This window comes from Streptomyces sp. 17_S59, assembly GCF_056930295.1.
The window spans coordinates 420,639-433,100 of record NZ_JBXOWD010000001.1 but is presented as its reverse complement, the minus strand read 5'-3'; the positions used below and the strand labels follow the sequence as shown (position 1 = coordinate 433,100).

At 72.6% G+C, this 12,462-nt stretch carries 8 protein-coding genes; 5 read left to right on the top strand and 3 right to left on the bottom strand.

The annotated features are described in order from the left end of the window. Positions 1-4,131 (top strand): type I polyketide synthase, encoded by a 4,131-nt coding sequence (locus AC1Z4A_RS01930; RefSeq protein ID WP_483676064.1) that lies wholly within the window; start codon positions 1-3, stop codon positions 4,129-4,131. A gap of 81 nt (positions 4,132-4,212) precedes the next feature. On the opposite strand, the gene AC1Z4A_RS01925 is transcribed toward AC1Z4A_RS01930, so the two are convergent. After that, the gene (locus AC1Z4A_RS01925; RefSeq protein WP_483676063.1) at positions 4,213-7,167 is read right to left on the bottom strand and encodes a helix-turn-helix transcriptional regulator; all 2,955 of its coding nucleotides are present in this window, start codon (positions 7,165-7,167) and stop codon (positions 4,213-4,215) included. A 651-nt stretch (positions 7,168-7,818) separates the two neighbouring features. On the opposite strand from AC1Z4A_RS01925, the gene AC1Z4A_RS01920 reads away from it, so the two are divergent. The 3 genes from AC1Z4A_RS01920 (at position 7,819) to AC1Z4A_RS01910 (ending at position 9,892) form a co-directional block, all read left to right on the top strand. Next, positions 7,819-8,802 (top strand): CapA family protein, encoded by a 984-nt coding sequence (locus AC1Z4A_RS01920; RefSeq protein ID WP_483676062.1) that lies wholly within the window; start codon positions 7,819-7,821, stop codon positions 8,800-8,802. 206 nt (positions 8,803-9,008) lie between these two features. Beyond that, positions 9,009-9,137, top strand: a complete 129-nt coding sequence (locus AC1Z4A_RS01915) for a hypothetical protein (protein WP_483676061.1) — start codon at positions 9,009-9,011, stop codon at positions 9,135-9,137. Beyond that, positions 9,131-9,892 carry a thioesterase II family protein gene (locus AC1Z4A_RS01910; protein ID WP_483676060.1) on the top strand — a complete coding sequence of 254 codons (762 nt, stop codon included), beginning with the start codon at positions 9,131-9,133 and terminating at the stop codon, positions 9,890-9,892. Before AC1Z4A_RS01915 ends, AC1Z4A_RS01910 begins: the two co-directional genes overlap by 7 nt. Before the next feature lie 3 nt (positions 9,893-9,895). Here AC1Z4A_RS01910 and AC1Z4A_RS01905 read toward each other — a convergent pair whose 3' ends face one another. Together AC1Z4A_RS01905 and map are read right to left on the bottom strand one after the other, a co-directional pair. After that, a complete protein-coding gene (locus AC1Z4A_RS01905) occupies positions 9,896-10,168 on the bottom strand; it encodes a helix-turn-helix domain-containing protein (RefSeq protein ID WP_483676059.1) in 273 nt (90 codons plus the stop codon). A gap of 90 nt (positions 10,169-10,258) precedes the next feature. Next, positions 10,259-11,026: a type I methionyl aminopeptidase gene (gene map / locus AC1Z4A_RS01900; RefSeq protein WP_483676058.1), complete on the bottom strand. Its 768-nt coding sequence runs from the start codon at positions 11,024-11,026 to the stop codon at positions 10,259-10,261. A gap of 573 nt (positions 11,027-11,599) precedes the next feature. Between map and AC1Z4A_RS01895 the strand changes: the two genes are divergently transcribed. Then, entirely contained in the window at positions 11,600-12,367 is a 768-nt protein-coding gene (locus AC1Z4A_RS01895) for a phosphatase PAP2 family protein (RefSeq protein ID WP_483676057.1), read from the top strand. The last annotated feature ends 95 nt before the right edge of the window (positions 12,368-12,462 follow it).

The window sequence follows — 12,462 nt, the reverse complement described above, 5'->3', positions numbered from 1 at the left end:
ATGGCTCAGTCCACCCGACCCACCCCGCCCGGCAGCGGGCCCGCGCAGCCTTCCCCGTCGGCCCCGTCGGCCCCGTCGGCTCCGTCCTCCTCTCCCGAACCGAAGCTGGTCGAGGCGCTGCGCGCCTCCCTCAAGGAGACCGAGCGGCTGCGCGAGCAGAACCGCAAGCTGGCCGGCGCCGCCCGGGAGCCGATCGCCATCGTCGGCATGGCCTGCCGCTACCCGGGTGGCGTGCGCTCACCCGAGGACCTGTGGAAGCTGGTCTCCGAGGGCGCCGACGCCATAGGGGAGTTCCCCGATGACCGCGGCTGGGATCTCGGCAAGCTCTACGACCCTGACCCCGAGCACGACGGCACCACGTACTCCCGCCACGGCGGGTTCCTCGACGGCGCCGCCGACTTCGACCCCGGGTTCTTCGGCATCTCACCGCGCGAGGCACGGGCGATCGACCCCCAGCAGCGGCTGCTGCTGGAGACGTCCTGGGAGGCCCTGGAGAACGCCCGGCTGGACCCGTCCGCCCTGCGCGGCAGCCCGACCGGCGTCTTCGCGGGCGTGATGTACCACGACTACATCAACAGCTACGGCAGCGGCAGCGTCGTCCCGGGCCGGGTCGCCTACGCCCTGGGGCTGGAGGGCCCGGCGGTGACCGTGGACACCGCCTGCTCGTCCTCCCTCGTCGCCCTGCACCTGGCCGCGCAGGCACTGCGCAACGGCGAGTGCACGCTCGCCCTCGCCGGAGGGGTCACGGTCATGGCCACCCCGGGCACGTTCGTCGACTTCAGCCGCCAGCGCGGGCTGGCGCCGGACGGCCGCTGCAAGTCCTTCGCCGAGGCGGCGGACGGCACCGGCTTCTCGGAGGGCGTCGGCGTGCTCGTACTGGAGCGGCTGTCGGACGCGCGGCGCAACGGCCACCGGGTGCTGGCCCTCGTACGCGGCTCCGCCGTCAACCAGGACGGGGCCAGCAACGGCCTGACGGCTCCCAACGGCCCGGCCCAGCAACGCGTCATCCGGCAGGCGCTCGCCGCCGCCCGGCTGTCCGCGGACCAGATCGACGCGGTGGAGGCACACGGCACGGGGACGGTCCTGGGCGATCCGATCGAGGCGGATGCGCTCCTGGCGACGTACGGCCGGGACCGGGATGCGGAGCGTCCGCTGTGGCTGGGCTCGGTGAAGTCCAACCTCGGCCACACCCAGGCCGCGGCCGGAGTGGCCGGGGTCATCAAGATGGTGCTGGCGATGCGCCACGGGGTGCTGCCCAGGACCCTGCACGTGGACCGGCCGTCCGCCAAGGTGGACTGGTCCTCCGGCCGGGTCCGGCTGCTGACCGAGGAGAAGGCGTGGGAGAGCCGCCAAGGTCCGCGCCGGGCCGCGGTCTCGTCCTTCGGGATCAGCGGCACGAACGCCCACACCATCCTGGAACAGGCACCGGAGCCACCGGAGCACGAGCCGCCGTCCGCCCTGGCGCAGCACGCCACGCGGGACCTGCTTCTCTGGCCGGTGTCCGGCGGTACCGCCGACGCCCTGCGCGCACAGGCGGCACGGCTGCTGGCATGGATCGAGGACGGGCGCGCGCCCGCCCCCGTGGACGTGGCCTGTTCGCTGGCGACCACGCGGGCAGGGCTGGGGCACCGCGCGGTGGTGGCGGGCGCCGATCAGGACGAACTGGTGGCCGGGCTGAAGGAGCTGGCCGAGGGCGGCAGCACGGGCGCGGTGAGCGGTGTGGCGCGGCCGGGCGGCAAGACGGCCTTCCTGTTCACCGGGCAGGGCGCGCAGCGGGTGGGGATGGGCCGGCAACTGTATGCGGCCTTCCCGGTGTTCGCTGCAGCTCTGGACGAGGTGGCCGGACAGCTCGCGCTCCCGTTGCAGGACGTGCTGTTCGGGGAGGCGGCGCAGCAGGAGGTCCTGGACCGGACCGAGTACGCGCAGCCCGCCTTGTTCGCGATCGAGGTGGCGCTGTACCGGCTGCTGGAGTCCTGGGGCATCCGCCCGGACCTGCTGGTCGGGCACTCGATCGGCGAGATCGCCGCCGCGCACGTGGCCGGGGTGCTGTCGCCGGCCGATGCCTGCGCCCTGATCACGGCGCGCGGTCGGCTGATGCAGGCACTCCCGGTCGGCGGGGCGATGGTCGCCGTCCAGGCCACCGAGGACGAAGTCCTGCCCCTGCTGGCCGACGGAGCCGGGATCGCCGCCGTCAACGGATCGCACTCCGTGGTGATTTCCGGCCCCGAGGCACCCGTCCTGGCCGTCGCACACCGGCTCCGCGATCAGGGTCGCAAGACCTCGCGGCTCACGGTCTCGCACGCCTTCCACTCCTCCCTCATGGACCCCGTGCTGGACGACTTCCGGGCCGTCCTGGACGGCCTGGCCTTCCATGCCCCCCGGATCGGCATCGTCTCCACCGTCACGGGCGACCTCGCGCGCGCCGGCGACCTGAGTTCCCCCGACTACTGGGTACGGCACGCCCGCCAGGCCGTCCGGTTCGCCGACGGGATCCGGACCGCGGCCTCCCGCGGGGTGACCCGGTTCGTGGAGCTTGGCCCGGACGGTGTACTGACCGGGATGGCGCGGGGGTGCCTGGCGGAGGACGAGACGGACCGGACGGTGTGCGTGCCCGTCCTGCGCAAGGGGCGCCACGAGGTGCGCACCGCCCTGGCGGGGCTGAGCCGGCTGTACGTCTCCGGGACGGGCGTGGACTGGACGGCGCTGTACGAGGGGAGCGGCGCCCGCCTCGTCGACCTGCCCACCTACGCCTTCCGGCACCGCCGTTACTGGATCGACTCGCCCGCCCTCTTCGGGGGGTCCGTCACCGACGGCCTCGCGGAGGCCGCCGATCCGGCAGCCTCCGGCGGCGGTTCCGACGGCGGCTCCGACGCCATGGCACCGGACCGTCTGCGCGCCCGGCTGGCCGGGCTCGGCGAGGCCGACCAGGAGAAGCTGCTCTGCGAACTGGTGAGGGAGCAGGCCGCCGCCGTGCTGGGCCACGGCAGCTCCGCGGAGATCGATCCCGAACGGAATTTCCTGGAGGCGGGAGTCGATTCCCTCGCCGCACTGGAACTGCGGCAGAGCCTCAACGCCGCCACCGGGCTCAAGATCCCCGCCTCGGCCGTGTTCGACCAAGGGAATCCAGTGCGGCTCGCGGCCCATCTGCGCAGCGAGCTGGCCCACGCGCCGACGGCGGAAGCCTCCGGCACCGCGGACCGACGGCGGGCCCCGGAAACCCTGAACGAGCTGTTCCGGGCCGCGGTCCGGGACGGCAAGAGGGAGCAGGGTACGGCCCTGCTCCATGCCGTCGCCGATCTGCGCCCCTCGTTCCGTGCGGCCGCCGAAGTGGACGCAAAGGCGGTGACGGCTCCGGTGACGCTCGCCCGGGGGCCGCAGCGTCCCGCGCTCGTCTGCTTCCCCTCGCCGATGGCGCTGGCCGGAGCGCAGCAGTACGCCCGCCTCTCGGCCGAATTCCGGGGGATCCGCGACGTCCACGTGGTGGCCCCGCCCGGCTTTGCCGACGGCGAGCCGCTGCCCGGCTCGGTGGAGGCGGCCGTCGACTTCTTTGCCCGGGAAGTGCGGCAGCTCGCCGACGGCGGAGCATTCGTCCTGGTCGGCTACTCCTCGGGCGGCCAGTTCGCGCACGCCACCGCCACCCGCCTGGAGGCCGAGGGGATCGCGCCCGAGGGAATCGTGCTGCTGGACACCTACCTGCCGGCTGATCCGGCCAATCCGGCCGAGGACCCCGGCGCCGTCGGCGGCTCCGGCGGCACCGGGGGCTCGGACGGCTCCGACGATCTGTGGGGGCAGATGCTGGACGGGATGCTGGCACGCGAGGACGTCTTCGGAACCTTCACCGCAGCCCGGTTGTCCGCCATGGGCCGCTACAGCGCCCTCGTCACCCGGTGCCGGCCCGGGCCGACCGCCTCACCCGTGCTCTTCCTGCGCCCCGCCGAATCCTTCCTCGCGGAAGCAGGGGGAAGCGCGGCGGAGGCCGCCGGGACCGGCTGGCGCTCTTCCTGGCCGGCGCCCCACACCCTGCGCGAAATCCCCGGAAACCACTTCACGCTGCTGGAGCACTCCGCCGCCACGACGGCCGAGGCGATCGAGCAGTGGGTGGGCTCGGCCGCCCGGCGATCGGCCGGGTGACGGACGATGCGGCGGAACAACCCGCACGGCGGTTCGTTTCGTGCGGAACGTCACAGCCTCCGTTGTCCTGCCGCGCCGTCCTCAGGCCGATTCGACCGCGTCCATGCCGAGTTTGGCGGCCAGATCTGTGCGACGGCTGACCGAGAGTTTGCGGTAGACCCGGGTGAGATGCTGCTCGACGGTGCTGACCGTGATGAAGAGCTTCCGTCCGATCGCGCGGTTGGTCACTCCCGCGGCGGCGAGTTCGGCGACCCGCCGCTCCGCCTCGCTCAGCGCGGCCACGCCCACCGGCCCGTCGCCCTGCGCCGCGTCGCCCGCCGCGCCGGTACCGGAGGCGGCGCCGGTACCGGGGATTCCGCCCGGCTTCGCCGGCTCGACCGCTCCGTCGCCACCGCCGCCGACGGGCGGCCTGCCCGGTCGCGGCAGCGGCAGCGCCTGCGGCCACTCCGTCCCCAGGTGGCAGGACTCCATGAGCGCGGCCGCCCGTTCGGCGTGCTCGCGCGCCCGGTCCGTCTCACCCAGCTTCTCGTACGCGGTGCCGAGGTCGGTCAGCGCACGGGCGAGTTCGAAGCGGGCGATGCCGGGCTGGAGCAGCGACACCGCCTTGGTCAGCAGCGCCGGGCGCTCCTCGAGCGGACTGGCCGCGGCCAGCAGGCGCAGGGAGGTCCCCTGCGTGCGGGGCCGGTGCGTCCCGGGGCGCTCGAGCTGCGCCTCGACGAGTTCCCTGGCCCGGTCGGGGCGGCCGAGGCGCAGCTGGGCCTCGGCGGCGCCGCCGCGCCAGGGGATGAAGGTGGGCAGGTCGATGCCCCAGGCCGTCATCAGACGGCCGCAGCTCTCGAAGTCGGCGAGGGCCGCGGCCGGGCGGTCCGTCGCCAGGTGGAAGTGTCCACGCGCGTTGAGGTAGTGCAGCCCGTAACGGCTCTCGAAGATCGTGGCGGGCACGGGGAGCTTCAGGTACGTCACGGCCTCGTCGTGCCGGCCCATCAGCGTGGAGGCGAGCACCAGATTGGCGAGCGGGCCCCCGATCGCCACGCCCCACTCCGTGCCGGAGAGCTGGGAGATCGCGGCCTTTCCGTGCTGCACGGCGGTCGCCATGTCGCCCTGCCGGCAGGCCACGTCCGCCCGTACCGAGGCGAACACCGCCTGCCAGGTCGGGGCGCGCCGCTCCGTCGCCTCCCGCAGCAGCTCGTCGCACCAGGGGGCCGCCTTGTCCGGGCGGTCCGCGAAGATCAGGGTCAGCAGCGCGGCGTGCAGCGACTCCAGGGTGGTGACGTCGAGGCCGACGCTCTGCAGGATGCCCTCGGCGCTGGCCGCCGCCTCGTCGCCGGCGCCCTCGGCCAGCACCTGGGAGAGGATGGCGACGGCCTGCCGTCCGAAGGGGCTGACGGCGGTCGGGGCGAGCGGGGGCCGCTCGCCGCCCGCACGGTCGTCGGCAGCCTTGAGCAGCGTGGGGTGCGAGTAGGTCAGCCAGCCGTTCAGCGCGGCGAGTTCCTCCGAGGCCGCCCGGTCGCTGTCGGTGCCGCTCGCCTCCCAGTGGGTCAGCGCATCGCGCGCCTCGCGGGTCCGGCCGTGCCACAGCAGGTTGCGTACGAGCATGCCCGCGTCCCGGCCGCTCAAGTATCCCTTGTGCAGGGCGTGTTTCAGCCGGTCGGCGTAGCGCATGGCCTTGAGCGGGGTGTTCTGCCACTCGATGCGCATGCGGTGTGCCGTGAGAGCGGCCAGCTGCCGGGAGTCGGTGCACTCGCGCAGCGCGAGTTCGAGGTGGTCGCAGGCGATGTCCGGCCGCCCCAGGGCGAGTTCGTGGTCGGCGGCGTCCCGCAGCACGTGGATCATCCACTCCTCGGGCGCGCACTCCGCGGCGATGAGCTGCTCGGCGACCTTGACCGTCGGGCCGCCCTCGTCGTGCAGCACGGTCGCGGCCTGGAGGTGGAGGCCGCGCCGCTCCTCGGGCGCCATCTCCTCCAGGACGACCGAGCGGGCCGCCGGGTGCCTGAAGCGTCCCGCGTCGTCGAGCAGCCCGGCGGCGCTGAGCGAGGCCACGGCCTGGTCCACCGCGCTCGTCTCGACCCCCAGGACCTGGCCCAGCGAGACCGGAGAGATCACCTCGCCCAATGCGGCCACCGCCTGCGCCACTTCGCAGACGGGGTACTCCGAGCGGTACAGGCAGCCGGTGAGCGCATGGCGGAACGCCTCGCGCGAGGCGAACTCGACATCGTCGTCGTCCGGCCCCGGATCGTGGCCGTCCCGGCGGCCGGGGCCGGACGGGCCGGTCCCGCGGCGGTGGACGTCGAGCCGGCTGACCGCCTGGTGGTCGTCCAGGAGCGCGGTCAGCAGCAGCGGGCTGCCGCCCGACACGTCCTGGAAGCGGTCGGTGAGCTGCTCGGCCTTGGCCAGCCCCAGCCGGGCCCCGATCATGGCCCGCACGCCGGAGCGGGACAGCATCTCCAGCCGGATCCTGGTGCAGTTCGGCTGCCGGATCAGCTCGGCGTGGAAGAGTGGGTGGGGCGAGCGGACCGTCGACTGCTCGGCGAGCAGGAGCAGCGTGCGCGATGCCTTCATCCGCCGTTGCAGGAACAGCAGCACCTGGAGCGAGGGCCCGTCCGCGTACTGGAGGTCGTCGACGCTGAGCACGACCGGATGCTGCTCGCCCAGCTCCAGCAGGAGCGAGCGCAGGCCGTGGGCCACGGTGGCGCCCGGCTGCTGCATCGTGACGGGGTCGGCGTCCGCTTCCCGGTCGGCGGCCAGCTCCTCGGCCAGCAACTCGTCGACGGAGGAGTGGAACTCCGGGGGAAGCGCCGCACTGCGGAACAGCTGGCCGATCACACCCAGCGGGAGCCGGCGCTCGGCCCGGGACGCGGTGGCCGCCAGTAACACGGCCCGGGAATTGGTTATTTGCTCATGGAAATCCTGCAGAAGTTGGGTTTTTCCGCTGCCCACCGGGCCGCTCACCAGCGCTACGCTGCCGCGTCCCGCATCGGCCCGCGCCAGCAGGTCTTCCAGTGTGGCCAACTCGCGTTCGCGGTCGACAAGTCGCATCGAGTGTTGCACTTCCACCCTGCCCCCCGTGCACGGTCACGCTCAACTCAAGACGCAAACATAGCAAGTCGATTCGAACGAATACGTAGCCCGCACGTCAACGCTACTTTCAGGCCAGCCTGTCCGAACATGTGCGATCCGCTCTCGTAATGCCCTATGCATTCTACGTTTTCTTAACGTTGACCCTTGTACAGGGAAAACGGTCCTCCCGGCCGAATGGGTTCCCGGCGCCGCGCCCGCGCCGGTGCCGACCCCGGCCGCCCCGTCGATCATTCACAGTATTGGCAGAACCCGTGCCGAAGATTCGCAACAGTTGGCACCGGGCCACGCTTGATGGCACTCGGTGCCACTGACAGAGTCGTGGTGTGACCCGCCCGAACGCGCCCTTCGCGCAAGGGTGATGGCACGCAGGGCCGCACACCCGAGGAAGAACCGCCTCCCTTCGCAGGATTCACCTCGGCGGTCGGCCCGGCCGGGGACGACCGGGGCTGAGGGGCCCGGGTCGGCGCCGGGCCTGAGGGGGCCCGGGGCTGCTGAGGAGCGGGGCGCGGACCGGCGGCGAGCCGGCCGCGCCCCGCACGGCGTCGCGGTATCGCACGCACCGGCCGGTCGGCGTTACGGTGAAGAAGAGGCACGAAGGCGGGGCGGACGGTGACGATCACCCTGGGCCTGGCCGGCGACACCATGCTGGGGCGCAGTGTCGCCGAGCGGCTGGAGGAGGCGCCCGAGGCGGGCACGATTCTGTCCCGGGAGCTGAGGGACGTCCTCGCCGGAGCCGACCTGCTCGTGCTCAATCTGGAGTGCTGCGTCTCGGACCGTGGCGAGCGCTGGCAGGCGCCGGGCAAGCCGTTCTTCTTCCGCGCCCCGCCGGCCACGGCGACCGTCCTCGCCGAGCTGGGCGTGGACTGCGTGACCCTGGCCAACAACCACGCCCTCGACTACGGATTCGACGCCTTGGCGGACACCCGCACCCTGCTCACCCGGGCCGGTGTCCGCACGGTCGGAGCGGGGCCCGATCCGGCCGCGGCCCGCGATGTCGCCGTGCTGTCGGCGCGCGGCGTGCGGCTGGCGGTCGTCGGCGCCACCGATCACCCGGAGGACTATGCGGCCGGCGAAGGCCGCCCCGGCGTCGCCTTCGCGGACCTCCACCACGGTGTACCGGGCTGGCTCACGGACCTGGTGGCCGGGGCGGCCCAGGAGGCCGACGCCGTGCTGGTCACCCCGCACTGGGGACCCAACATGACCTCGGCCCCGCCGGTTTATGTGCGGCGGGCCGCATCCGAGCTGCTGGCCGCGGGCGCCACCCTGGTCGCGGGGCACTCCGCCCACGTCTTCCACGGCGTGGCCGACCGCTGCCTCTACGACATGGGCGACTTCGTCGACGACTACGCCGTCGACCCCGTGCTCCGCAACGACCTCGGGCTGTTCTTCCTGGTGACCCTGGACGGCCCCGACCCGGCCCGGCACCGGCCGGTACGGCTGGAGGCCGTCCCGCTGTACCTCGACTTCTGCCACACGGTCGTGGCGCGCGGTGACGAACGGGAATGGATCCGCAGCCGCTTCACGCGCGCCTGTGCCGAGTTCGGGACGGACGTGACGGAGCGGGGGGACCGGTTCGTCGTGGAGTGGGGCTGACCCGGCGGCGACTTCGCCGAATTCAGGGGCCATTTACGGCCATGCATTCTGGCCAAGATCAACGCTTGCACGGGCCAGTTGACGCAGTGCAGGATAGCGACTGCATGCCAGGCCCCTCCGGATTCCGATGGACGGGCCCATTCGGAGTGCCCTCGGGCGGGACTCGATACGCATGCCCATATTCGGTTCGAGGAGCGACAACGTACATGGTCGAGGCGCGGAGATTCAGGCCGTTCACCGTATTGGCCGCTGGTTACTCGATCTCGTTGTTCGGCACGTTCCTCAATACGGCCGCGCAGAGCATTCCCGCCATGGTGGGGGTGGCCACGTGGTGACGGGTACCGGACGGCTGCACACGCCCCACCCCCGGCCGGAGGCGCCGCTCCAGCTGATCTGCCTGCCGTACGCCGGGGCGATCGCCCCGCCCTATGTGCACTGGGGCCCGCGGTTCGGGCCCGGCATCGAGGTCTCCTCGGTCGAACTGCCCGGCCGCGGCACCCGCTGGTCCGAACCGGTGCTGCGCTCGGTCGACCGGATCGTCGACGACCTGATCGACCCGCTGCTGGAGGCGGTGCGCGGCCCGTACGCGTTCTTCGGGCACAGCCTGGGTGCGCTGGTCGCCTACGAACTCAGCCATGCGATGACGGAGTCGGGCATGCCGCCGGTGCACCTGTTCGCCTCCAGCGCCGTGCCGCCCGGCGTGCCACGCCCCCGGGGCCCGGTCTTCGACCTGCCGGACGAGCAGCTCGTGGCCTACGCCGTGGAGCTGGGCGGCGAGGCGGCCGCGTCGTACCGGGAGTTCCTGGCCCCCGTGCTGCCGACCCTCCGTGCGGATATGGAGGCCTTCGACACGTACGCGCCCGTGGCACGGCCCGCGCTGCCGGTGCCGGTCACGGCGGTAGGCGGGGACGCGGACCGCTATGTCCCCGTGGAGAGCCTGGCCCTGTGGGAGAAGCTGACCTCCGGCCCGTTCCGGTGCGGGACCCTGCCGGGCGGCCACATGTACCTGAGGGAGCGGACCGGGCAGCTGATGTCGGTGATCCGCAGGGATCTGGGCATGCCGGAGGAGCGGTTGGAGGAGGCCGGGTAGATCTCAGGCCGTCAGCGCCCGGTCGGTCACCGGCTCCTCCGCACAGGCGGCGGCGATGTCGTCCAGCGAGATGCCGAGCGCCGAGGCCAGCGCGGCGATGGTGAAGAAGGCCGGGGTCGGCGCCCGCCCGGTCTCGATCTTCCGCAGGGTCTCGGGCGAGAGCCCGGCCTCCGCGGCCACCTGGACCATGCTCCGCTTGCCACGGGCCTCCCGCAGGAGGGCGCCCAGCCGCTCGCCGCGCTGCCACTCGAGCGGCGTCAGAGGTGTACGAACCATGGCGTGATACTAATACCGGACGGTGGTCCGGGGCAGCCGTGGGCCTGCCGGCAGCCCGGGCGGGTGTGTCCCGGGAACCATGAGAAGCCGTCAGAGGGCCGTGAGGATGACGGGCCCGTCCTCGGTGATGGCCACCGTGTGCTCGGCGTGCGCCGCGCGGCTGCCGTCGATGGTGCACAGGGTCCAGCCGTCGGACGCCGTGCGGTAGGCATCCTTGCCGCCCGCGATGAACATGGGCTCCAGCGCCAGCACCAGCCCGGGGCGCAGCCGCAGCCCCCGGCCGGGACGGCCCTCGTTGGGGACGAAGGGGTCCTGGTGCATGGCCCGGCCCACGCCGTGGCCGCCGTGGTTCGCCAGCAGGCCGTAGCCGGCCTTGCGGCCGATCGTGCCGATGGCGTGCGAGACGTCGCCCATCTTGGCGCCGGCCTGGAGGGCGTCGATCCCGGCCTGGAGGGCGCGCTCGGTGGTCCCGATCAGCTCGAGGTCCTCGGGGCGGGCCTCGCCGACGACGAAGCTTATGGCGGAGTCGCCGTGCAGGCCGTCGATAGAGGCGCCGCAGTCGATGCTGACCAGGTCACCGTCCTCGAGCCGGTAGTCGGTCGGGATGCCGTGGACCACCGCGTCGTTGACCGAGGAGCAGATCACGCCCGGGTAGGGCGTGGGGGCGAATCCGGGGTGGTAGTGGAGGAACGACGGCTTCGCCCCGGCGTCGCCGATCACGGAGGCGGCAAGCGCGTCGAGTTCGAGCAGGGAGACGCCGACGGCGGCCTTCTTGCGCACCGCGTCGAGGGCCGTGGCGACGACACGGCCCGCCTCGCGCATGGTCTCCAGTTCCTTCTTGGACATCAGTGTGATCATTTGGATCCTCTCTGCCGCACGGACCGACCGTGCGGTTCTTGACGCACGGCGTTCCTGCGCCCTTCGCTGACAGCGGTATTAGTATCACGGTCCACCGCTTCCGTGGCGAGCGGAACTCGTCTTGCAGGGGCGGCATTTGGCCACGCCATCGATATCCGGCCGTGTCTGGCCCCCTCTAGTGCCGGCCGGCCCCTCTCGCCTGGCGGGCCACCTCCACGCTGCGGGTGGTCCAGGACCGGCTGGCGCGCACCCTTCTCTCTGGCGGACAGGAATCGAGTGCGTACGGTGAGTGAGGGCGGCAGCGGGGCGACCCCCCGGTGAACTGGTGACCCCTGTCACACGGTGGTCTCGCGGCGTGCGCGCCGCGGCCCCCGCCGACCCCGTCGGTGCGGGGCCGTGGCCCGTTCCCGGCCCTGCTGCCGCCCCGGTGCCCCGCAGGTGAATGTCGCATCGCGTGTAGTTTTTGCTGTACGGCCGCGTCGAAGATTGGTGCGGCATGTACTTGCCATTTACACGTACGTTTCCGTGCCAGTGCCCCTGAGCCGCAGCACCGATACGAAGGACACCCCGCCGATGCCCTACGTGCGCCACTGGTTGCGCAACTCCATCCTGCTGTTCGCGGTCGCGATCGTGCTCGGGTTGGTCGCCGCGCACACCACGCTGATCCAGCCGCACGACCTGGACCTGGACCGTACGATCCAGACCAACACCCGCACCGACTGGCTGAACACGGTGATGAAGGGCGTCAGCTACTGCGCCTCGCCGGTCGCCGGAGTGATCATCCTCGCGGTCTGGTGCGGCTGGCTGCTGTTCCTGCGGCACCGGCCGGTGCGTGCGATCTCCACGTTCCTCGTGGTGGCCATCGGCTGGAACAGCACCCAGGTCGCCAAGGCCATCGTCGCCCGGAACCGGCCGCCGCGGCAGTTCTCGCTGGACCCGGAGATCGGCTCCAACAGCTTCCCCAGCGGCCACACCGCCTTCACGGTCGCCGCCGCCGTCGCCGCGTACTTCCTCTTCCGCAACTCCCGGCACCGCCGCACCGTCGCCGTCCTCGGTGTCCTCGCGGTGCTGCTCGTCGCCTTCTCCCGGATGTACATCGGCGCCCACTACCCGACCGACACCTTCGGCTCGGTGCTGATCGCCGGTTCTGCCATCTTCTTCGTCACCGGCGTCTGGCACGCGTGGGTGCTGCCGCGGCTGTACCGCGTGCCGCTGCTGGAGCGTTTCGGCCTGGACCAGGAGCTGGCCGAGCTGGAGGCGGAGGAGCAGCAGCGCGGCTACGGGGCCGTGCCCGCCCCCGCGCAGGGCGGCGGCCGGCACCGCAGGCACGCCGGACGCTGAGGCGGCCGGCCGCCCTCCCCGCACGACGAAGCGGACCGCAAGCCCGACGGGGCTCGCGGTCCGCTTCGCTGTGTGCGGCCGCGCGCCACCCCTTC

Coding starts and splice junctions, on each gene's coding strand:
- AC1Z4A_RS01930 (WP_483676064.1), top strand. CDS start 1: ATGGCTCAGTCCACCCGACCCACCCCGCCCGGCAGCGGGCCCGCGCAG.
- AC1Z4A_RS01925 (WP_483676063.1), bottom strand. CDS start 7,167: ATGCGACTTGTCGACCGCGAACGCGAGTTGGCCACACTGGAAGACCTG.
- AC1Z4A_RS01915 (WP_483676061.1), top strand. CDS start 9,009: ATGGTCGAGGCGCGGAGATTCAGGCCGTTCACCGTATTGGCCGCTGGT.
- AC1Z4A_RS01905 (WP_483676059.1), bottom strand. CDS start 10,168: ATGGTTCGTACACCTCTGACGCCGCTCGAGTGGCAGCGCGGCGAGCGG.
- map (WP_483676058.1), bottom strand. CDS start 11,026: ATGATCACACTGATGTCCAAGAAGGAACTGGAGACCATGCGCGAGGCG.
- AC1Z4A_RS01895 (WP_483676057.1), top strand. CDS start 11,600: ATGCCCTACGTGCGCCACTGGTTGCGCAACTCCATCCTGCTGTTCGCG.